The organism is Acinetobacter sp. YH1901134 (assembly GCF_013416965.1).
GTDB lineage: Bacteria > Pseudomonadota > Gammaproteobacteria > Pseudomonadales > Moraxellaceae > Acinetobacter > Acinetobacter amyesii.
This window is the reverse complement of the sequence record NZ_VPEW01000004.1, coordinates 418017-440424: the sequence shown is the minus strand read 5'-3', so window position 1 is coordinate 440424 and position 22408 is coordinate 418017. Positions and strand designations below refer to the sequence as shown.

The window sequence follows — 22408 nt, the reverse complement described above, 5'->3', positions numbered from 1 at the left end:
CAAAAATCATGCGATTACGAAAGATGAATGGTCCAGAAGTTGGGCGTCCGCGTAAAAATAAGTGCAATTTCTTTTGTATATTATTATTACCCTTTTCCATTGGTTCAGTATATGCAGCAGATACCGGCACTGCACAAAGTACCATTCAAAAGACATTAGATAAGATTTTTTTACCTAATAAGCCTAAACCTTCTGCCAAAAAAATTAACATCACAGAACTCAGTAAATATAATTTAGATACCTCACGTGTACAAGAAATGCCAGCCGTTGCTTATGGTCGAACGCAACAAGGCAGCTATAATCCAAACACAGTAGCGAAGAATCTAAGTTTTATTGATGCGATACATATCGCCGTCCAAAGACGTCCAGAAATTACGCAAAGTATTGCTACAGTTGCATCGCAAAACGCCAATATTGACCTTGCGAATGCTGCATATTATCCCCAAATTTCAGGTGGATTAAGTACCGCAGATCTGACAAAAGGCGAGCGTGGACGTCAGTTAGTGTCTTTAAATGCGACGCAGATGTTATATGACTTTGGTAAAACCAAAAGTGCTGTCGGTATCGAAGAAGCAAAAATGTTACAAGAGCAGGCTAATGTACTTGTAAATTTAGATGAAGTTTCTTTTGATGTTGCAAATGCAATTATCAACATTAAACGATATCAAGAAGTGGCTAAAATTGCGCAGCAGCAAATTGCCGGTGTGAGTCGGATTGCTGAGATTGCTAATTTACGTGCAACCGCAGGGATCAGTAGTCAAGCAGACCCTATTCAAGCCAAGTCAAATTTAGAAGCTGCGGAATCAAATTTAATTGTGCAAGAAACTCAACTTCGACAGTACCAACAGCGACTTCGTACCTTGTTAGGTTTTGATGTAAGTCAGATCAATTGGGTGATACCTGATCGGATCTTAACTGCAGCAGCTTTATATGAGGATCCGGACTTCAAGATGATTCCGAGCATGATGAAAGCACAGGCTGGGGTTGAAATTGCCAAATTGCAAAAGCAACAGTCAAAATTAAGTGCTTATCCAACCCTCAATGTCAAAGGCAGTCTGAGTCAGGCGGTGAATGGCCGTAATCCAAATAATGATGAAGATGATGGTTTATATAATTCAATCATGTTGGAAGCCACCAGTAATTTTTACCAAGGTGGGGCAATTGCAGCGCAAACACGTGCCGCTAGCTATGCAGAAGAAGCAGCAAAAGCACAAGTAAATACAGTCTATTTGGATGTGATTGATCAAGTCCGAATGATTCGAGAACAAATCGAAAATAAAAAGCGTCAAATGTCGATATTGGTGCAGCGTCGTGAAACAACTGTAAGAACTAAAGAACTGTATCAAGAACAATATAAATTAGGAACTCGAACGGTTGTCGATCTACTGAATGCAGAGCAAGCCATACATAGTGCCGCACAAGAAATTGTGACATCACAATATGATATCTACTCAGCACTTGCGCAGTACATCCAAGTGACAGGACGTTCACGAAATATTTATGAACTTAATAATATATCTATTCAGGGGTTTGAAGTTCAGCCATGAGTAATACAATAAATTATCAACCGTGGCTACAAGCGGTTATGAATATTGCAAAGCATTATCGAATTGAACCCTCTGAAGAACGTATACGGTTGCAGTTGGATTGGGATCAACACAAAAATGCCGATGAACTGGTCGCAGTGATGGCACGCCAAATTGGATTAAGTGTTCGTAAAAACAAATACGACATAAATCTACTTAATCCATGGCGCTTACCTGTATTGGTCGAGTTCATCAGTGGTGAAGTGGGTGTGGTAGAACGCATCGACGTAGACGGTAATGCCAGTGTACAATTGAGCGGAGATGAAGGCCTATCTCAAGTCTTCTCTATTGAACGATTGAGCCATGGCGTTCGCAATATTTATATTCTGCGTCCAGAGTCATCTGTACCCGATGCACGTGTTGATGAATACATCAAGCCGTTTGAAAAAAATTGGTTCTGGTCGATTGTTTTAAAAGACTGGAAACGTTATATAGACATTATGTTTGCTTCATTAATGGCGAATATTTTGGCCCTAGCCACTATTTTGTTCTCAATGAACGTGTACGACCGCGTCATTCCATCTCAATCTGTACCGACTTTATGGGTACTTGCGGGTGGGGTGTTAATTGCAGCGATATTTGAGTTTGCACTACGTGTTTCACGAATTTATTTGTCGGATATTATTGGTAAACGTGCCGATTTAAAAATATCTGATCGTGTGTTTGGTCATGCATTAAGAATTAAAAATAGCGAACGCTCAAAATCTACAGGTACTTTTATTTCACAGATTCGTGAATTAGAAGGGGTACGCGAAATGGTCACCTCGACGACTGTTACTGCGATTGCCGACTTACCGTTTTTCTTCTTGTTCCTGTTCATCTTCTGGTTAATTGGCGGCAATCTATTTTGGGTTATGCTGTTGGTGGTTCCTTTGATGATTATTCCAGGGATTTTGGCGCAAAAACCATTGGCTAAACTTGCACAAATGGGTATGCGCGAGTCTTCGATTCGTAATGCCTTATTGGTTGAATCTGTGCAAGGTATGGAGGATATCAAATTACTTCGTGCTGAATCACGTTTCCAAAACCAATGGAACCACATGAATGAAGTGTCTGCTGATGTCAGCATGCGTCAACGTAAAATTGTAGGCTTAATGTCGGCATGGACGCAAAAAATTCAGGGTCTAACGTTTGCAATTGTTGTACTTGTCGGCTGTTTTGCTGTGATGAAAGGTGAAATGACCACAGGTGCTTTGGTGGCTTGTTCGATTTTGTCTTCACGAATGTTGGCACCGATTTCTGCACTGGCAGGGGTATTAGGTCGTTTACAACAGGCTAAAGTGGCAAAAGCCGGTCTGGATGAGCTCATGAAGAAACCTGTCGATCAACCGGATTATTCTCATCTTATTCATCGACCATCAATTAATGGTCATTATGAACTCAATGGTGTGTCATTTAAGTATGGTGAAGATGACCCACGTCCAAGTCTTTTAATTCCAAAACTGGAAATTAAGGCTGGAGAAAAAATCGCAATTTTGGGCCGTAACGGTGCTGGTAAGTCTACGCTACTCCAATTGTTATCGGGTATGCAAACGCCAGTACAAGGCAAAGTTAAATTAGATGGGATTGAGCTGTCTTTAATTGACCCCGCAGATGTACGCCGTGATATGGGGCTATTGAACCAAAATGCACAGTTATTTTATGGTACGATTCGTGAAAACTTGACCTTGGGTGCTCCGCTGGCTACGGATGAACAATTGATTGAAGTACTGAAAATTACGGGTGCAATTCACTTTGTTCAAGAGAAAAAAGAAGGGCTAGACCATATCATTTTAGAAGGTGGTGTAGGCTTCTCTGGCGGTCAACGCCAAGCTTTGTTGCTTGCACGCTTATTGATTCGTCAACCCAATATTCTATTGCTTGATGAACCTACAGCAGCCATTGATGACGTATCTGAGAAGCAGTTGATCGATCATTTAAAAGGTTATTTACAAAACCGAACTATGGTGGTAGCAACACATCGCCGTGCGGTACTTGAGTTGGTTGACCGCATTATTGTGGTGAATGAAGGTAAAATTGTCATGGATGGGCCTCGTGATCAAATTCTGAATCAGAATGCTCAGAAAAAAGTAGCTGGGGCTTAAATCATGAGTGAAAATAAACAAGAAATACAACGCTCGACCAAAGTCAGCTTTAAAGAGCCACCATTACCGAAATCGAGTTTAATCATTTGGATTATTACGATTGGTCTGGCCATTCTTTTAGTTTGGGCTTGGTTGTTTAAATTAGAAGAAGTCTCTACAGGGACAGGTAAAGTGATTCCATCTTCGAAAGAACAAATTGTTCAGTCGCTTGAGGGAGGTATTTTAACCAAGTTGAATGTGAAGGAAGGTCAAATTGTTGAACAAGGTCAAGTCCTTGCGCAACTCGATCCAACACGCTTCGCATCAAATGTTGGTGAAACCGAGTCTTTACTTGTGGCATCACGTGCGACAGCAGCACGTTTACGTGCAGAAGTGAATGGTACACCATTAACCTTTCCTGAAGATGTTCAAAAGATTCCAGCTTTAGTGAAGGAAGAAACAGCTTTATATCATTCACGTCGTGCAAACTTGGAAGAATCTGTTGCCGGCTTAAAACAGGCATTGGTGTTAGTTCAACAAGAATTGGCCATGACTGAGCCGCTTGTTGCTAAAGGGGCAGCAAGTGAAGTTGAAGTACTTCGTTTAAAGCGTTCAGCGAATGACTTACAAAATCAGTTAAATGATGTCCGTAACCAATATTTGGTAAAATCACGGGAAGAATTGTCGAAAGCCAATACTGATATTGAATCACAGCAACAAGTGGTGAAAGGCAAATCAGATACACTCAGCCGTACCGTTTTTAAATCTCCAGTTCGTGGTGTGGTCAAAGAGATTGATGTGATGACATTGGGTGGTGTGATTCCGCAAAATGGTAAATTGATGACTATTGTACCTTTGGATGAACAGCTTTTGGTAGAAGCACGTATTTCACCGCGAGATATTGCTTTTATTCGTCCGGGTCAAGAAGCCTTAGTTAAAATTACGGCATATGACTATTCGATCTATGGTGGTCTAAAAGGTAAAGTGACCGTCATTTCACCAGATACGTTACGTGATGAAGTGAAACAAGATCAGTTCTATTATCGTGTTTATATCCGTACAGATAGTGATAAATTAAGCAATAAAGAAGGTAAAAGTTTTAGTATTACACCGGGTATGGTGGCAACAGTTGATATCCGCACAGGCTCGAAAACTGTACTTGAATATTTAATCAAGCCATTCAATAAAGCCAAAGAAGCACTTCGCGAACGTTAATAACGCAGTGCCAATCAAGCCTCCAGCATTGGAGGCTTTTTTGTGGATGTAAGTCTTTCAAAAAACGCTATAATATCCTTTGATACAGGATCTAAAGACGTTATGCCATTTACACTCGCCGCACAGTTTGAATATGAAGAAGACATTAAAAAAAGTCGTTTTCAAGCCATCGCAGTTCCTGTGGAAAATGAACAAGCCGTTAAAGAATTTCTCGAAGCCCATAAAAATATCTCAACAACACATCAGTGTTGGGCATGGAAAATTGGACATACCGTACGTTTTAATGATGATGGTGAGCCTTCAGGCACAGCAGGTCGGCCCATTCTAGCAACCATAGAAGGGAATGACCTAACCAACGTGTTGGTCTTGGTTAATCGTTGGTATGGCGGAATTAAGCTCGGGACAGGGGGATTGGTACGTGCCTATGGTGGCTGTGCAGGTCAATGCCTTTTACAAGCTGAAAAAATTGAACTTATTGAGAAGAAAAAAGTGCAATTTAGTTGTCAGTTTAATGAATGGGCAATTTTCCAATATGAACTCAATCAGCAGCAAATTGAATTTCAGGAAGACTATACAGCGCAGGGCGTAAATGTACTTGCAGCATTGCAAATTCATCAAATCCAACCGCTACAGTTAAAGATTCAAGATGTAACTCGCGGACGTGAACAACTGTATATCGTAGAGGCTGCTGAAGATGAATGAAATAGATCCATTATTGAAATATCGAGAGCAACATAAGCATCGTCTAAATTATATGCCTTGGTTGTATTGGTCACTCAAACCGAAAAATCGTGGTTGGGCCGAAGCTTGGCAACAGGAATATCAAGACTATCTCAAATCGATGGAAACCGTTGAAATTGGTGCAAACTGTTTTATATCGCCATTGGCTCATATTTTTGCCGAACCGGGACGTAAGATTGTTATTGGAGATAACAGCTTTATTGCGGCGGATTGCACTTTGCATGGCCCAATAGAAATAGGCAATGAAGTGGCGATCAATCATCACTGTATTTTAGATGGTGGGCGAGTGGGCATCAAAATTCATGATCAAGTTCGTATGGCGGCATATTGCCATCTATATGCTTTCGATCATGGAATGGATGTCAATCAACCGATCTATCAACAAGCTGTACGTTCACAAGGGATTGAGATAGAGCATGATGTTTGGTTAGGTGCGCATGTTGGAATCAAGGATGGTATTCACATTGCTGAGCAGGCTGTAGTCGGCATGAACAGTATGGTGACGAAAAATGTTGAAGCGCGTGCAATCATTGCGGGAAATCCTGCAAAATTCATTCGATATCGTGAATAAATAATCGCCAAATACTTCATAAATATTTTTTATGCTTACACAAATGCATGCACAGTGAAACAGAGTTGTGATAAGTTAAAAATAACAAACAACATTTTATAGCCAAGCAATAATAAAACGAGGGCTAATCATGAAACGAGTTATCGCCTGTATCGACTCTTCTCCATGCATTAATGCACTAGCTGATGCTGCTGCTTGGGTTGCTAAACAAACTCACCGTGAGTTGGTTTTACTGCAAATACTTGATTACTATCCGGCAAGTTATCACTTAGGTGAAATCAGTGGCGTGATTGGATTTGAAAGTAATGCCATGCTCTTAAAAGAACTCGCGGAGTTAGAACAAAAACAAAGTGATTTAGCGTTAGATTATAGTAATAACTTGCTCAAACACATTTCTGAAATGATCCAAGATAAGCATGGGATTCAAACCACCCATATTCAGGAAAAGGGTGACTTCTTAGAGCAAAGTTTTAATATTTTGCAAGATGACGATATTGTTTTAATTGGTCGCGTTGGTGAACGTTCAGCAGAGCGTAATAAGCCGCTGGGTAGTAATGTTGAAAACTTTATTCGTGGTGCAAGTTGTACAGTTATGACCGTAGGACCAACGTTTAAACCACCGACTCGCTTTATTTTTGCCTATGAATATTCGCCTAAATGCGTTGAGTTAATGAAGCGTGTGGCACAAAGTGATCTACTCAAACTCTTACAATGTCATTTGGTTTATGTTGGAGATCACCCACAAATCTTGGATGATCCAAAAAATTATTTAACCAATGCCGGTCTAGATGTGGTGACAGAATACCGCTATGGCGATGTTTCGGAAAATATTCTGGACTATCAACAAGAGCATGGCATTCAGTTAATCGTACTGGGTGCGTTTAGTCACAGTAAAATCCATCAGTTCTTCTTGGGCAGTATCACCACCAGTATTTTCAGAAATTCGAGTGTTCCATTGTTGGTTGTAAAATAAGTTGAGCAAATGAACAGTTGATTTAATAGACGGACAATTACGAGTAAATAAATAATAAGTTGTTGTTTTAAAAATAATCAGAGTTATCCTCAAAAATTGTGGATAACTCTGTGTGTAGTATTTGTAGGTAATTGTTTTTAAAATAAAATATTATATTGATTGTTTTTTATACCTTTATTCGAGGTGTTTAAAAAACACCTCGATTGAGATTATTTAACGATTGCAATCGCAAAACCATCATGACCTTTACAACCTACAGTTTGAAGTGCCGTGCAAGATAAAATTTTTGGATGATTTTGCATAGCTTTGAACATATCACGGATACCTTCAATGCTTGGTTTATGGTTTTCAGCGTTCAGAATCTCGCCTGCACGAATCACATTGTCTAAAACAATCACTGTACCTGAATGAGATAAATTTAAACTTAATTCTAAATATTCAGGGTAGCTCTGTTTGTCTGCATCGACAAAAATAAAGTCAAAAGCTTCTGTGTCGTCAGGAAGGGCACGTAAAATATCTGCCGCACGACCACATTTCAGTTCAATCGTTTGTGTAAGCTTTGCATTATCAATATTTTCTTGACCGAGGGCCGCGTGTGTATCACGACCTTCAATGGTCAGAATGTAACCATCATCAGGTAATGCGCGTGCTAACCACATAGTGCTGTAGGCTGCAAAAGTGCCAAGTTCTAAAACGCGTTTACACTTGTTCATTTGGATTAACATTTGTAGCAACATGCCTTGATTGGCCGCTACAGCAAGATGATCTGGAAAGCCACGTTCATCTGTATGTTGAAGTGTTTGAGTCAGTATTGGATCTTCAGGAATTAAATGTGAATCGATGTAAGCATCAATGTCTGTCCACATTTGTTGCATGTTGTCGCACCTCGTGATTGATGCAAGCATTTTAAACCTTTCCACCAACATCGCAATTTATTGTTCTATATTTGAATATTTTATGTACAAAAAAGACCTCCGAAAAGGTCTTGATATGACGATGTAATGTTTTAGTAATTACACATTGAAGAGCGACTTGAGTGATCAGGTCCCCAAGTACGGTAGCCTTGAGTATCAATATGAATTTGTCCGCTGGCATATAAACCTAATCCCATATTGAGACTCTGCCCGTGTTGTGACCAAAATTGGCATAAACGGAACTTGGTATTTTCAATATAACTGTAGTCTTCGGGCTGCGGGTACGCAGGTCCAATACGGAAATCAATCGCCGAGTTATATAGGTGACGAGATGAGCTTGCACCACCAGCACATTGGTTCAAAGGCAAATCACGATAAACCGAAGTCACTTCAAAGTCCGTTAAGATATTTGCAGCAACTAAATATTTAAAGACACGTAAGGTCGCAATTTGGTTTTGCCATAATTCACGGTTAGGCACCATATATTCTGAGCGACCACATTTTTGCCAATCACGTGCAGTACGCATCAGCTCAAATGAAGGGATGATATTGCCTACACCATTTTTCTCTAAAAAGACTTCATAGTCTCGAACGCGACGTAAATTATCAACAGACGCTACCCATGAGTTGTACGCATAAGGCACCACTTTAGGCGGGGCTTGTCTGATGGTCGTCACTTTTTCTTGAGGTATGTAAATACGTTTACCGTCGGGAGTTGTAATAGTGTGACCTTGTTTTTGTGGTGTAGTTGTACAACCAATGAAAACAAGAGGAAATATTGCAACGGACAATAATCCCTTGAGTAAATGCTTCATTATAGAAATCAATTATTTATAAACTCGTTCTATTTTAATCCAATTTGATTGAGAAAATTTGAATAATTTGCAATGAAATGTGTGCTTTAAGTATAAAAAAAGATCAGCATGTGCTGATCTTTTCATGAAAGCGTAAAATTACTTTTCAAGATATTGTAATTTATCAGCTTTACCGTTCCACTCTTCACGGTCGGCAGGTTGATCACCAATTTGAGTGATGTTCGGCCATTTTTGAGAAAGTTCAGTATTAAGTTCGATAAATACTTCTTGACCTTCAGGTAACTCATCTTCAGAGAAAATCGCGTTAGCTGGACACTCAGGTTCACATAGCGCACAGTCGATACATTCATCTGGATTAATAACAAGGAAGTTTGGACCTTCATAGAAACAGTCAACAGGGCAAACTTCTACGCAGTCTTGATATTTACATTTAATACAGTTTTCAGTGACAACAAAGGTCATGGCGACAGCTACCTAAAAAATATGGTTCTAATAAACTAATGGTGTATTTTAGGCAAAAAATAGGGTAACTAACAATTCCTTTTATTGATAATTATTATATGCAGTGCTGTTAAAATCACTAAAAACTGAACAATTTATGTAAATTTCACAATGAATGAGAATCATACTCAAAAACTGATTAAATTACATCTGTTTATCGAACAATATTTTTAATGTGTATTTTAAGCATGAAACATTTAACAACATTAATTTTTTATCAATTTATTGCTGAATAGCCGCAGTAGTAGATAGCAAATATTTACTAATTTACACATTTAAATGGAGTCAATGCAAAGAACACCTTCATAGGTGTTCTTTGCATATCTCATCTATCGCTTCTGCTAAATTTAGATCTTAAGTAAATCCTTTAAGGCGTAAAGCTGTTGTAGTGCTTCGCGTGGACTTAAGTTATCTACATCTAAATCTGCTAAGGCATCAAGTACGGGCGATGTTTTTTCAACTTCCACCACGCGTTCGATGACTTCTGGCTCTGCTAGTGCAGAGAATAAATCGGTTTGTACAGCCGTATTGAGTTGCTGCTTTTGCTGAGTTTCTAAAATGCGAAGGCGATTTTGTGCTTCTTTGATCACTGCCGCAGGAATACCTGCAAGCTTTGCCACCTGTAGACCATGACTTTGACTCGCCGGGCCTTGTTGGACTTTATGTAATAGGATCAAGTTGCCATTTAGCTCACGAGCAGTTACATGATAGTTATCGATATTAGCGTCTTTGCCTAACTCGGTGAGTTCAAAATAATGCGTTGCAAATAGGCATAAACATTTAATACGACGCGTGAGATCGAGTACACATGCCCACGCCAAAGATAAGCCGTCATAGGTACTCGTACCACGCCCAACTTCATCCATCAGTACCAGTGATTGATTGGTTGCATGATGAAGAATCTGAGAGGTTTCAGTCATTTCCACCATGAAGGTTGATTTGCCTGTAGACAAGTCGTCGGCAGATCCAATACGGGTAAATATCCGGTCGATCGGCCCTAAAATGGCAGATTGGGCAGGGACAAAGCTACCACAGTAGGCTAATAAGCTGATTAAGGCAGTTTGGCGCATAAAGGTCGATTTACCGCCCATATTTGGCCCTGTGATAATCGCCATACGGTGATTAAAGTCCAAACTGGTATCATTTGGGGTAAATGCCGATTTGCTCAGAGATTCCACAACAGGGTGACGTCCGGCTTTGATTTTGATCCCAACTTCAGGGCTATATTCAGGACGTGACCAATTGCGTAATCGAGCTTGATGGGCAAAATTAGCCAGTAAATCAATTTGCGCTATAGCGGCGCTCATCATTTGTAAGTTGCCAATATCTGCACGTAACTCATCAAGTAATAGCTCAAAGAGCATTTTTTCGCGCGCTAATGCACGTGACTCACTCGAAAGCACCTTATCTTCAAAAGATTTCAACTCAGGGGTAATGTAGCGTTCCGCATTTTTTAGGGTTTGGCGGCGAATATAATGATCAGGTGCTTGCTCAGCCTGCGCTCGAGTGAGTTCAATATAGTAGCCACTGACACGGTTATAGCCAATTTTTAAGGTTGCAATGCCGGTTTGTTCACGCTCTTTGATTTCGAGATCAATGAGGAATTGTCCTGCATGGTCACGAATTTTACGCAGTTCATCAAGTTCAGTGTCGAAACCCTCGGCAATCACATTTCCATCACGTAAAAGCACTGGCGGGTTTTCTACGATGGCAGACATGAGACGCTCATGTAAGCCGTGAAAATCACCCATTTCATCATTTAACTGAGCGATCAGCTTAGATTGGTGTGACTGAATGATCGGTTCAAGTGCATGTCGAAGATAGGGAATTTGTGCACAAGTTTGACGTAACTGAACTAGGTCTCGTGGACGAGCACTGCCGAGAGCTACACGAGATAGCACACGTTCAATATCACCAATTTCTTTGAGAACTAAGCGGATCGGAGACTCATGATAGCCTTGCAGCATCGCTTGTGATGCATCTAAACGTGCATCCAATAAAGCGGTATCTCGTAAAGGCTGCATTAAGGTACGACTTAATAGACGGCCACCCATCGCAGTTTGGCAATCATTGATAAGTTGGAACAGGGAAGTGCCATGTTCAAATAGGGGATCAATCAGTTCTAAGTTACGACGAGTGACGGGGTCGAGCGCCACAAAATCACTACTTTGTTCGAGTTGAATGCTGCGGATATGTGGTAAAGCAGTTTTTTGAGTCACTTTTGCATAGTGAATCAAAGCCGCTGCGGCAGCTTTCGCCAAAGGTAAATGGTCAATACCAAAACCTGAAAGTGTGGCAACTGCAAATTGGTCACACAGCGTTTTTTGTGCGTTATTTAAATTGAAGTCGACGTTTGGACGTTTAGTGACAGGGCAGTCTAATTGACGTTTAATTTGCTCGACAATATTCGGATCAATAAGATCTTCATCAATCAAAATTTCGCTCGGCATTAAACGTGAAAGTTCGATTGCTAATTGTTCCAGCTGATAGTCCATTTGCTGAACTTTGAAAATACCTGCACTGAGGTCTAGTAAAGCAATCCCGATCTGATTTTGTTGTAAGCAGATCGCGACTAAATTTGAACTTTGATGAGAGGCAATTAGTGCATCATCCGTTAATGTCCCCGGGGTAATGATACGAACAATGCCGCGCTCAACTGGACCTTTACCTGTTACCTCACCAATTTGCTCGCAGATAACCACCGTTTCCCCTTTTTTTACAAGGCGGGCTAAATAGCCTTCAGCTGCATGGTATGGGACACCAGCCATAGGAATTGGTTCACCATTGGCTTTACCACGATGCGTTAATGTAATTCCTAAGAGTTTTGCTGCTTTATGCGCATCTTCAAAAAAGAGCTCATAAAAATCACCCATCCGATAAAACATCAGTGAATGCGGATTTTGCATTTTGACTGACATGTACTGTTGCATCATCGGAGTCAGGGTTGAAAGGTCAACTTTGGAATTATCAGCTTGCATGAAACGAAATACCTTAAAATAAAAATTTGTGCGCTGTTAAACGAAAAACACTGTTTTGATGAAAATTGGATTTAAAAAAAGTCCTTATATTTATATTGTCTCTTCGTTCAAAACCACAGGTGTACGTTAACAAATCGTGTTGCTGATTCTAGCAAAAAAAGTGGCAGGAAAATGCCAGAAAAGGTTTGTCTGCATGTAAAAAAAGCAGTCAAAATATTATTTATAAACGCTAAAAAGTCTGTTTGTAAATTCAACAATGGATACATTTACAAAGCGATAGACTGACTCAAACATCAAGCTGCGCTTCAGCCTCAGCTAATCGATATTGGTTTCGACCGCTGCCTTTTGCAAGGTAAAGTGCACGATCGGCAGCCTATATAAATTTCTGAATTTTATCAGATTTAGATGGAGTGATCGTTTCCGTGCCGATGCTAATCGTCACAAATTTAGACATATGGCTGGCTGGATGTGGAAGTTCGAGTGATTAAATTCTGCGAAATAAATCGGCTGCCAAAGGTTCATTTTTCAGCTTCAGTTAACACCCTAAAGAGGAGTAAAAAACCTTCGCTGCCATTGTGTGCAGCTAACTCACCATTTCGATTGGTGATTTGAGACAAAACCTCAGTAATTTGTGTGAGGCAGATGTCACGCGCCTGATGACCTAAATGATCATTTTAATTTCAAAAAAATTGATATCGATCACCATGATGGTTAAAGGCTGTTGATGGCGTAGGGCATAATGCCATAGCTGTTCTAAAGCTCCTTATAACGGACGATGGTTTGCTAGCCCAGTCAGTGGGTCATGTTCTCCCAACCAACAACCATGGCAATATAAAAACGCAGACCAACAAAGGCATAGATGATGACCAAGGCATACTTCATGGCTGCATGTAATAGCGCATCATTGTGATCATTACAAATCACAGTAAAGATGATAAATATGATCGCAACAGCGCACATCGAGCTTAGACAAGTATAAACATTAAAATAAGGGTTTAATGCGGAAAAAAAGATAAATCCCATGCAATCAGAGTGATAAACACTACCCAAATATACAGAGGAATCTACAAAACTGCGTTATGGAATCACTTGATAAATCCCCGTACATGACAGGGCATACAGGAGAAAAATAATGATTCCGCGAAAACGAAATTCTTTCGGCACTTCATCACGGTAGAGCGGTTGATAAATGGATTATAAACTTGACGTAAAATATACTTAATTTTATATAGTTATGATTAGACCCTTAATTTCACAGAAGAAGTGACTTAAAGCCTTAAAATTTCATAATTCGATATGCTCATAAAAAATTAGTAAATGGGCACAATATTTTGAATTTATTTTACAATAATTTATCTCCAATATAAGGTTTATGTAAAGTTTAACGAGTGCCTTTGAGTTTTTATAATGATTAAAAAAAAGCTTATATAGTAATTACCTGAATAATGGCATATTCAAGTAAATGCAGAAATAAAAAAAACCGATCCTGAGATCGGTTTTAAAATATGTAGATCGATTTAAATGCTGTATTGCCTTATGGTTTATAGAGGCCAAGTTCAATCAAATGCAAACGTAATATACGGCGTAGTTCGAGTACAGCTTCAGGGGTTTCTTGAATCGAATGACCCCCTTTAATGATTTTTTCTGAAACAGCACCCTCTAGATGAGCACTAGTGTATGGTACGATATCATCCGTCATAATATTTTTATCTTGACTGTTGGTGTTATTTCCCATAATTGAATGAAACTTCAAACCCTTACGTGGCTGAATATCTTCAGTGAGCGCGATAAATTTTGATTGATGACTTAAGTCACTTGGTCCATTTTGGATCAAGCCATGGTCAATTTCACGAAATAAATCTTTCAGGTCTTCTTCTTGAGTTAACACATCACCCATGGCCGATAAAAAAGCTCCTGGGAGTTTAATAATTTTTCGAGCGGCTTTGGTAAACCAGCGATCTGCATATTCTGTACCGCGATGAGGTGCAGCTAAAAAAATTGCGCGGCTGAAATTTGGAATATCTTCAATCACCATACGTTGCTTCACTACTGGAATATTTCGGTACTGATTTAATTGACGTGAATTCATCATTTTCAAAGCTGCTTGTGTGGTATCGGCTTGGCTGACCAGTAGTCGTGCAATAATGCCGCCCATACTATGACCGACTAGAACAGCATCTTTTTTAGCTGCGGCATTGGCGTCTACTTTGCTAAAGGTCTGAGTCAAAATGGAATAAATTTGGAAGCGGCTTTCAATAATCGGCATATTAGTTGAATAGAAGACTTGCCATACTTGATAATGTTCACGTAGCACTGAATCGCCCATAATATCGTTAGTCAGACGAATCCATGCTTCAGGGCTGCTAGCAAGACCATGTACCAAGACGATAACTTTCTTGTCAGGATTATATGGTTCAAGCATGTAGAGATGCGGCATCGTCAGCTTTTCATCTCGGTCAATCAGTGATAAATAAGCTGCCTTACCCAAGTTATTTTGTGCTAACCAAAGACCATATGGAGCAGAAAAATTGGCAGCAAGCGCATAGTTTTTATTGGCAATATTGACCTGTTCATACTTATACGGGTCGTAAGCTTTAATTTGAAACTCATGTTGATTCAAAATTTGATCAACTGTAGTTGTAGCGCTTAGTGGTTCAGCCGTTAAGGTTGCAGCTAAATAGCGCGCTTGATGGATATTAGGATTTGAACCAGACGGATATTTAAAATCAATCGGGTTGATAATATATTTTGCTTTGCCTGTTTCAATCGTATGTTCTTCGGGTAAAACTACAAGAAATTCGGAGCCAAAACCATCTCGGCGGGTAATTGAACGTAAACCTGAGAAGTTGAGGTTATAGGTTGACATCAATTGTTCAATTTTACGATTTTTGAGTTCTGGGTAGTGGCTGAAGTCAATGTGATAGGTGGTTTGTCCGACTTTGATCTGTTGTGTGACTTCTTGCGGTTTATAACGTAGCGCGTAGCTACTAACCAGTTTGGCAATCCCTTGATTATAGAAATCTCGGATTTGAACTTGGCGGTTATCAAAAATACGATCAGCAGGCGCACGTTTGGTTTTAAACATGTACGCATAGCTATAGCGAATACTTTTATCGAGAAGTATCAATTGTTGATCTAAGCACTTATTATAAGTGTCTTGTTCAATTTTTTGTTTTTCTTCAGATTTGTGACTACTGAGCACACCTAACTTGCAGGCTGAAGAAGATTCATATTCTATAGCTTTAGCTAAATATAATTCACTTGCTGTAGAAAGTAATTGTTCATCTTGAATCTGAGGAATTTGTTGTAACTCATCAACACAGGCTTTCGGGTCTTCTGTGCAGGCTTTGGCTTCCCGACCTGTCATCGACAAGACATTTAAACTGGCTTCGCTAAGTTTGTTTCGAGAAATAATACTTTCACGTTCATTGGCAATCGAAACATTGAGTTTTTGATTTTTGACACTGACGACCTGACATCCACTCAGTACGCTTGTACTTATGATTCCAAGGAGCAGTATTTTTTTAATATTTTGCTGCATAAAGAGGCCGCGCATAAGGTTAAGTATTTTCAAATCATACGATAATTGTCAGGATTTTCAATTCACCTTAAATGAAAAAAGACCGTTAAAACGGTCTTTTTTCAAAAGAATTTTCTAAATCGTCTGATTTAAGACGCAGCTTTTGGTGGATTTAAAACTTGCCAAACATTCCAGCGACCTTGCTTTTCAATTTCTTGAATTAAACGATCAGCAACTTCTGCTTCTTGTGGATATTTAACTTTATAGTTCTTTAAAACCTGAATGGCGTTCTTTTTTTGTTCCATGGCAATATAGTTATTTGCTGCAGAAAGATACGCTTCTTGAACACCGGCTTTCATTGCTTTGTCTAAGTATGGAATCGCTTCACGTTGACCACCACCTTCAGATAAACCAAAACCGAACCAGAAGTTTGCTTCTGCATCATCTTGGTTGATTTTTAAAATACGTTGTGCGTAAGTTAATGATTTAGTTGTATACACAGAACCCAAATCAAGGTTACGTGCCATCACACTGGCTTTAAATGCACGAACTAAAATATCAAAAGAAGCATTGTCTTTAGACGCAAGCGTATCTAATTTTTGCGTAACTTCCTTGAGTTTAAGCTCAAACCCTTTGCGTTCTTGGCGTTGAACAAAACGTGGTGGATAGTGACGTGCTTTACCTTCAACAAGCTGTAAGAAATCATCAATTTCAGTAATGTCGATTTCATTGTCACCTGCTAAAGCAGCAAATTTCATCGAACGTTCTTTGCTGTCAACAGTGGGGATAATCAGGCGGTTTTCTTCAAGGGTTAATTGCTTAGATGGGTCGGTTGGGCTAGTTACCACCATCTTAGTCACAGGCTGTGCTGCAGCTTTTTGTAAATTTAATTCAAAAGGAGGTGGTGCATCGTAGTTAAATGGGTTGAGTGCGTAGAAAGGTGGAGTCAGTTCAGGCTCTACAAAAATCATGGCATCTTTAGGAGCATTATTTTTAGTTGGGGCGCTTCCACAAGCGGCAAGGGTTAAAGCAATACAAGCAACTGCCAAGGGCTTAAGCGTCATATTATTCATCCATTAAATTTATTTTATACAAAAAAGCATGTTGGTCAGTCTAAAAAAACTCTGAACAACATGCAAGTTAAAGGCAACTTATTCTGATTGCTTTTGGTTAAGCCTTAGATTGACTACTTTGAGCTTCGCATTCGCGGCGCACATCTTCAATGATTTTAAGTTCTTCCTGACTAAAAGGTTGTTCATTAAGCTGTTGCTTTTTGAACGTTGGGTCAAGGAGAGACAAACGCTGACACAAATTATTCATACGTTTTTCATTGTGCTGAATACGATCTAACAATACACGCATACCTTCTAATATCGGGTCAGTTTGGTCTTGGGTTGCAGCATAAGGCTGGAAACCAATACTTTCTGCATAGTCGCGACGACGCGTTTCCGCTTCATCTTTTGGTTTATCTTTAGTGATAAAGCGTGCTGGATTGCCCACAGCAGTAGTATTTGCAGGAACTTCTTTAGTCACGACGGCATTTGAACCGACTTTGGCATTTTTACCCACCGTAAATGGGCCTAAGATCTTTGCACCAGCGCCAACCACTACACCATCTTCCAAAGTTGGGTGACGTTTGCCTTTGTTCCAAGTCGTGCCACCTAAGGTCACACCATGGTAGAGGGTGACATCATCACCAATTTCAGCTGTTTCACCAATCACCACACCCATACCGTGGTCAATAAAGAAACGACGACCGATTTTCGCACCCGGATGAATCTCAATGCCTGTGGCAAAGCGGCTAAAAGAAGACAATAGACGAGCTGAGCCTTTACACTCTTTTTTCCAAAGTTCATGTGCCATACGATGCATGATTAAGGCATGAATTCCTGGATAAGTCGTTAAGACTTCGAGCGTATTTCGTGCAGCAGGATCGCGCGCGAATACAGCCTGTATATCTTCTTTAAGCTGCTTAAGCATTAGATTGATCCTCATTGTCTGTAGATTTTTTCCATGTTCCGTTATTTAAAGCCTGTACTCGGCTAAAGATGCCACGTAATAAGTGGTATTCCATACGATCTAATTGTATACGTCCAAATAGGCGACGCAAGCGTAAAGGTAATAATCTTGGATTTTTTGGATCCATAAATTCAATCTCTGCCAGCATTTTTTCAATATGCGGGTAGAACTGTTCCATCATTTCATGGGTCACCAAAGGTTCGTCCCATTCCATATCGATGTTATTGGTAACATGCATATTGGCATCAGGATTTGCAGTTAACTCGGTATGTGCAAGGGCGGCCATGCGCATTTCATAGCAAATGACTTGAATCGCTTGAGCAACGTTTAAGACGCCATATTCAGTATTTACTGGAATAGTGACGTGGTAGTTAGCCATTGCCAATTCTTCATTGGTCAAACCACGGTCTTCACGGCCAAACACCACGGCAATTTCTTGCTGTTGTTCACAGACCGCTTTGAGAGACATTTCGGCAGCAGGGCGAGCATCAAGTAATGGCCATGGGATGGTACGACTACGCGCACTAGTACCAAAGACAATATGACAATCTTTAATAGCTTCTTCTAATGATTCAACGATTTCAATTTGATCAATTAAATCGACAGCACCGGCAGCTAAGGCATTAATGTCCGGATGCGGGTAAGTCTTCGGTGCAACTAAGACTAACTTTGAAAGTCCCATGGTTTTCATGGCACGTAATGCACTACCAATATTTGCGGGTAATGTTGTGTTCACCATGACAATACGCACATGGGAGAGATGTGCTGAAACCGCAGCATTGTCAGTTTGATTCATGATATTTCCAATATGTTTATTTAAAAAAGCAGTTCAAACAGCGTTTAAACTTTAAGAAAATTGATTGGCTTCTGCTTGATATAAATCCATGGCATCATCCATGCTCATCCCATCTGGCGGTGGCGGAACCTGCGCAGGAATAGAGGCTTGTTCATAACTTACCGCTTTGGCAGCTTTGGATTTGACATGATATTCGACATGCAAAGATTCTTTGCCGAAGTAGTCACGCAGCTTAGACAGTAATTCATCTAGTGGGGCAACTTTCCAGTTTAAGCCCAAATGAATGTCGGCCGTCGCATATGGATAGTCTATATATAACTGCACAGGGATATGCGTACACATATCGACATTGCAAAAAGGCAGTAAAATATTTTGGATGTCGCGTGATAGCGTTTTACTAAAATGTTCAGGTGTTAATTTAATTTGAATGGCATTGGCACGTTTTTGACGGATTTCATTCAAACTGAAGGCTTTAGTTAAGCGACCCATTGGCCGATCAAAACCTTCACGTTCGTAAATTTCACCTTCAATGACCACCACTTTTTCGTTTTGAATCACATCTTTGAAGCGGTTAAAACGTTCGTGATTCGCAGATACTTCTATACGTGCAGTACCATCATCGAGCGTCACCATCATGCGGTTCGGGAAGTTGGCAATATCGACGACTAGGCCTGCAAATACTGTAGTGACACCACGTCGTGTAGGCGTAAGCTCATTAATGCGCTGTGAAATAAAGGCTTTTAGCTCTGATCGATACACATCGATCGGATGACCTGTTAGATAAAGCCCAAGAGTATCTTTTTCACCTTTAAGACGAACTTCATCTGACCACGGTTTAACAGGTTTAGAAGGTTTACGCTGAACTTCTTCAACTTCACCAAATAAATCCATCATCCCTGTTTCGCGGTTTGTACGGGCTTGGTCAGCCGCTTGTACAGCTTCTGGCAATTGCGCCATCAAGTCAGCGCGTTCTAATCCTAAACAATCCAATGCGCCACCACGAATCAATGCTTCAAGCGTGCGCTTATTGATTTTTTTTAGGTCAATACGATGACAGAAGTCAAACAGATCTTTATATGGGCCATCTTGGATACGTGAGTCAATCACAGACTGCATGGCAGCTTCACCGACACCCTTGATCGCACCTAAACCATAGACGATGGTTTTTGGATCGCTGGCATGGAAATTATATAAAGACATATTGACCGAAGGTGGTAAGACTTCAAGACCATTAATACGACAGTCATCGATCAAGAACACCACGTTGTCCGTGTTCTGCATTTCCGAGGTCATCACTGCTGACATAAATTCAGCAGGGAAATGTGCTTTTAACCAAGCGGTTTGATATGCAACAAGGGCGTAGGCTGCGGCATGGGATTTGTTAAAACCATAGCCTGCGAATTTTTCCATATAATCGAAGATATGGTTGGCCGTATCTGCATCAATACCTTTGGTTGCAGCACCTTCAGTAAAGATCTGACGGTGCTTAATCATTTCTTCGACTTTCTTTTTACCCATGGCACGACGAAGTAAATCCGCGCCACCCAAGCTATAGCCAGCACAGAACTGCGCTGCCTGCATTACCTGTTCCTGATACACCATAATGCCGTATGTCGGTTCAAGGACACTTTCTAGTAATGGATGTAAGTATTCAAACTCGCCACCATGCATTCGGTAAATAAAGTCAGGAATCAGATCCATGGGGCCTGGACGGTATAAAGACACGAAAGCAATAATTTCTTCGAACTTACTTGGACGTGCCTCTTTCAGCATTTTTTTCATGCCGACGGATTCAAACTGGAAGACTGCTGTGGTATTTGCATCTGCGAACACAGCATAGGCAGGTTTGTCATCCAAAGGAATCAAGGAAATATCGACAGGTGTAGTGATATCTGGACGGGCATTAATGTGCTTAATGGCATCTTCAATTACCGTTAAGTTACGTAAGCCCAAGAAGTCGAATTTAACTAGACCTGCAGCTTCCACATCGTCTTTATCGAATTGGGCTACACGGTTAGTTCCATCTGCATCACATAGGACAGCCGAATAGTCAGTTAACTTAGTTGGTGCAATAACCACACCACCGGCATGTTTACCTGTATTACGGGTAATGCCTTCAAGTTTGAGTGCCATTTCCCAAATTTCGGCTGCATCGTCGTTATCTGGGTTAGATGGATTGGTGACAATATCTTTGAGTTGTGGTTCGGCCTCAATGGATTCTTCCAAACTTAAACCTAAAGGCTTGGTCGGAATCATTTTAGAAATACGGTCAGCCAAACCATAAGATTTACCCAAGACACGGGCTACGTCACGAATTGCACCTTTTGCCGCCATGGTACCGAAAGTTGCAATTTGAGAGACCGCATCTCGACCATAGGTGCGTGCAACATAGTCAATAACACGGTCACGACCTGCAATACAGAAATCGACGTCAAAGTCGGGCATTGATACACGTTCAGGGTTTAAGAAACGTTCGAACAGTAGGTCATAACGTAGTGGGTCTAGGTCAGTAATTTTTAAACTATAGGCAACCAAGGAACCTGCACCCGAACCACGGCCTGGACCAACAGGGACGCCATTACCTTTAGACCATTGAATAAAGTCCATGACAATTAGGAAATAACCTGGGAATTGCATGGTCAGGATGATCCCAACTTCATAAGCCAAACGTTCATCATAAGGCTTACGAATTTCTGGCCAGTCGTCACCACGTTGTTCGACAGGGTACAAATGCGCTAAACGTTCTTCTAAACCTTCTTTTGATAAATGTTCAAAATAGGTGTCAATTGTATGACCTTCAGGAATTGGATAATCGGGAAGGTCATGGAAGCCTAAACGTAATGACACATTACAGCGTCGCGCAATGTGATAGGTATTTTCTATAGCCGTTGGAATGTCTGCAAACAGCTCCGTCATTTCCTTGGCAGTTTTAAAATACTGTTCAGGACTGTAATTTTTAGGGCGACGATTGTCACCGAGGACATAGCCATCGGCAATACAAACGCGTGCTTCATGTGCCTCGAAATCTTCTTTACGAATAAAATGCACATCGTTATGAGCAACCACACCAATGTTAAATTTCTTCGCAAGTTTTACTGCTTCGTGAATAAAGTCTTCTTCACCCGAGCGCTCAGTTCGTGTAATCGCTAGATAAACACGATTGCCAAATTTTTCGACCCATTCAGCTAACAGTGGTTCAGCTTTTTGCGGGTTGGAAGAGCAAAGCATTTTGCCGACATCACTTTGCATACCCAGTAAAACAATCAAGTCTTGGTGTTGATTTAAAATCCAATCTTTTTTTACGCAAGGAATATCAAGCTGTTGACCTGAAATATAACCTTCAGAAACCAATTCTGTTAGACTGCGCCAACCTTTATTGGTCATCGCTAGAAGAGTAGCTTTGTGTTCAGCATCATTCAGACGAATGGTTGAACCAAATATGGGTTTAATGCCTTTATCTAAGCACTTTTTATAGAATTTTACAGCAGCATGTAGATTTGAAAGGTCAGTAATGGCCAGAGCGGGCATTTCATCTGCAGCTGCAGCTTTTACAAGATCAGGTATACGTACAATAGATTCAGTAATGGAAAATTCTGTAAAAATACCAAGATGTACAAAGTGCATAGATGAGTCCCTGCGAAAACAGCTGCTGATTTTAGCATGCTCTGAGATCAAACTTGCGTTTATTGCATGGCTTTATGCAGATTTATAAATTC

Annotated in this window: 16 protein-coding genes and 1 pseudogene; 6 read left to right on the top strand and 11 right to left on the bottom strand. The window is 40.4% G+C overall.

From position 1 onward, the window contains the following. The first annotated feature begins 23 nt into the window (after positions 1–23). The 6 genes from FTV50_RS05960 to FTV50_RS05935 all read left to right on the top strand — a co-directional run bounded on the left by FTV50_RS05960 (position 24) and on the right by FTV50_RS05935 (position 7149). Positions 24–1547, top strand: a complete 1524-nt coding sequence (locus FTV50_RS05960; protein WP_180023998.1) for a TolC family protein — start codon at positions 24–26, stop codon at positions 1545–1547. Beyond that, positions 1544–3670 (top strand): type I secretion system permease/ATPase, encoded by a 2127-nt coding sequence (locus tag FTV50_RS05955; RefSeq protein WP_180023828.1) that lies wholly within the window; start codon positions 1544–1546, stop codon positions 3668–3670. Before FTV50_RS05960 ends, FTV50_RS05955 begins: the two co-directional genes overlap by 4 nt. Positions 3671–3673: 3 nt before the next feature. Then, entirely contained in the window at positions 3674–4864 is a 1191-nt protein-coding gene (locus tag FTV50_RS05950) for an HlyD family type I secretion periplasmic adaptor subunit (protein WP_078193562.1), read from the top strand. 102 nt (positions 4865–4966) lie between these two features. After that, complete coding sequence (locus tag FTV50_RS05945) at positions 4967–5566, top strand: YigZ family protein (protein ID WP_180023827.1); 600 nt, start codon at positions 4967–4969, stop codon at positions 5564–5566. Then, the gene (locus tag FTV50_RS05940; RefSeq protein WP_180023826.1) at positions 5559–6176 is read left to right on the top strand and encodes a DapH/DapD/GlmU-related protein; all 618 of its coding nucleotides are present in this window, start codon (positions 5559–5561) and stop codon (positions 6174–6176) included. Before FTV50_RS05945 ends, FTV50_RS05940 begins: the two co-directional genes overlap by 8 nt. A 130-nt stretch (positions 6177–6306) precedes the next feature. After that, on the top strand, positions 6307–7149 hold the full coding sequence (locus FTV50_RS05935; RefSeq protein WP_078193559.1) for a universal stress protein: 843 nt from the start codon (positions 6307–6309) through the stop codon (positions 7147–7149). Between the two features lie 209 nt (positions 7150–7358). Here the strand turns inward: FTV50_RS05935 and FTV50_RS05930 are convergent, their stop codons facing one another. From FTV50_RS05930 to dnaE, 11 genes and pseudogenes are all read right to left on the bottom strand, one after another. Continuing rightward, entirely contained in the window at positions 7359–8024 is a 666-nt protein-coding gene (locus FTV50_RS05930; protein ID WP_180023825.1) for an O-methyltransferase, read from the bottom strand. A 131-nt stretch (positions 8025–8155) separates the two neighbouring features. Further along, complete coding sequence (locus tag FTV50_RS05925; protein ID WP_078188751.1) at positions 8156–8878, bottom strand: D-Ala-D-Ala carboxypeptidase family metallohydrolase; 723 nt, start codon at positions 8876–8878, stop codon at positions 8156–8158. Between the two features lie 138 nt (positions 8879–9016). Continuing rightward, positions 9017–9340: a ferredoxin FdxA gene (fdxA, locus tag FTV50_RS05920; protein WP_004651686.1), complete on the bottom strand. Its 324-nt coding sequence runs from the start codon at positions 9338–9340 to the stop codon at positions 9017–9019. A gap of 386 nt (positions 9341–9726) precedes the next feature. Then, positions 9727–12357 carry a DNA mismatch repair protein MutS gene (gene mutS / locus FTV50_RS05915; RefSeq protein WP_180023824.1) on the bottom strand — a complete coding sequence of 877 codons (2631 nt, stop codon included), beginning with the start codon at positions 12355–12357 and terminating at the stop codon, positions 9727–9729. Between the two features lie 518 nt (positions 12358–12875). Beyond that, positions 12876–13019: pseudogene (locus FTV50_RS16665) on the bottom strand (GGDEF domain-containing protein); the annotation flags it as partial. A gap of 130 nt (positions 13020–13149) precedes the next feature. Further along, positions 13150–13317: a hypothetical protein gene (locus FTV50_RS16660; protein ID WP_257223862.1), complete on the bottom strand. Its 168-nt coding sequence runs from the start codon at positions 13315–13317 to the stop codon at positions 13150–13152. 574 nt (positions 13318–13891) lie between these two features. Next, the gene (locus FTV50_RS05905; protein WP_180023823.1) at positions 13892–15898 is read right to left on the bottom strand and encodes a triacylglycerol lipase; all 2007 of its coding nucleotides are present in this window, start codon (positions 15896–15898) and stop codon (positions 13892–13894) included. Positions 15899–16026: 128 nt separating this feature from the next. Beyond that, positions 16027–16941, bottom strand: coding sequence for an ABUW_2363 family tetratricopeptide repeat lipoprotein (locus tag FTV50_RS05900; RefSeq protein WP_078193555.1), 915 nt, complete (start codon positions 16939–16941; stop codon positions 16027–16029). A 106-nt stretch (positions 16942–17047) separates the two neighbouring features. After that, positions 17048–17857 (bottom strand): serine O-acetyltransferase, encoded by an 810-nt coding sequence (gene cysE, locus FTV50_RS05895; protein WP_180023822.1) that lies wholly within the window; start codon positions 17855–17857, stop codon positions 17048–17050. Then, positions 17850–18692, bottom strand: coding sequence for an RNA methyltransferase (locus FTV50_RS05890; protein WP_180023821.1), 843 nt, complete (start codon positions 18690–18692; stop codon positions 17850–17852). The genes cysE and FTV50_RS05890 overlap by 8 nt, the downstream gene beginning before the upstream one ends. 51 nt (positions 18693–18743) lie before the next feature. After that, positions 18744–22316, bottom strand: a complete 3573-nt coding sequence (gene dnaE / locus FTV50_RS05885; protein ID WP_180023820.1) for a DNA polymerase III subunit alpha — start codon at positions 22314–22316, stop codon at positions 18744–18746. Between the last annotated feature and the right edge of the window lie 92 nt (positions 22317–22408).

What these genes read in the sequence shown, in the direction of transcription:
- mutS (WP_180023824.1), bottom strand. Translation starts at nt 12,357, where the DNA reads ATGCAAGCTGATAATTCCAAAGTTGACCTTTCAACCCTGACTCCGATG.
- cysE (WP_180023822.1), bottom strand. Translation starts at nt 17,857, where the DNA reads ATGCTTAAGCAGCTTAAAGAAGATATACAGGCTGTATTCGCGCGCGAT.
- FTV50_RS05930 (WP_180023825.1), bottom strand. Translation starts at nt 8,024, where the DNA reads ATGCAACAAATGTGGACAGACATTGATGCTTACATCGATTCACATTTA.
- FTV50_RS05945 (WP_180023827.1), top strand. Translation starts at nt 4,967, where the DNA reads ATGCCATTTACACTCGCCGCACAGTTTGAATATGAAGAAGACATTAAA.
- FTV50_RS05935 (WP_078193559.1), top strand. Translation starts at nt 6,307, where the DNA reads ATGAAACGAGTTATCGCCTGTATCGACTCTTCTCCATGCATTAATGCA.
- fdxA (WP_004651686.1), bottom strand. Translation starts at nt 9,340, where the DNA reads ATGACCTTTGTTGTCACTGAAAACTGTATTAAATGTAAATATCAAGAC.
- FTV50_RS05890 (WP_180023821.1), bottom strand. Translation starts at nt 18,692, where the DNA reads ATGAATCAAACTGACAATGCTGCGGTTTCAGCACATCTCTCCCATGTG.
- FTV50_RS05950 (WP_078193562.1), top strand. Translation starts at nt 3,674, where the DNA reads ATGAGTGAAAATAAACAAGAAATACAACGCTCGACCAAAGTCAGCTTT.
- FTV50_RS05925 (WP_078188751.1), bottom strand. Translation starts at nt 8,878, where the DNA reads ATGAAGCATTTACTCAAGGGATTATTGTCCGTTGCAATATTTCCTCTT.
- FTV50_RS05960 (WP_180023998.1), top strand. Translation starts at nt 24, where the DNA reads ATGAATGGTCCAGAAGTTGGGCGTCCGCGTAAAAATAAGTGCAATTTC.
- FTV50_RS05955 (WP_180023828.1), top strand. Translation starts at nt 1,544, where the DNA reads ATGAGTAATACAATAAATTATCAACCGTGGCTACAAGCGGTTATGAAT.
- FTV50_RS16660 (WP_257223862.1), bottom strand. Translation starts at nt 13,317, where the DNA reads ATGTGCGCTGTTGCGATCATATTTATCATCTTTACTGTGATTTGTAAT.
- dnaE (WP_180023820.1), bottom strand. Translation starts at nt 22,316, where the DNA reads ATGCACTTTGTACATCTTGGTATTTTTACAGAATTTTCCATTACTGAA.
- FTV50_RS05940 (WP_180023826.1), top strand. Translation starts at nt 5,559, where the DNA reads ATGAATGAAATAGATCCATTATTGAAATATCGAGAGCAACATAAGCAT.
- FTV50_RS05900 (WP_078193555.1), bottom strand. Translation starts at nt 16,941, where the DNA reads ATGACGCTTAAGCCCTTGGCAGTTGCTTGTATTGCTTTAACCCTTGCC.
- FTV50_RS05905 (WP_180023823.1), bottom strand. Translation starts at nt 15,898, where the DNA reads ATGCAGCAAAATATTAAAAAAATACTGCTCCTTGGAATCATAAGTACA.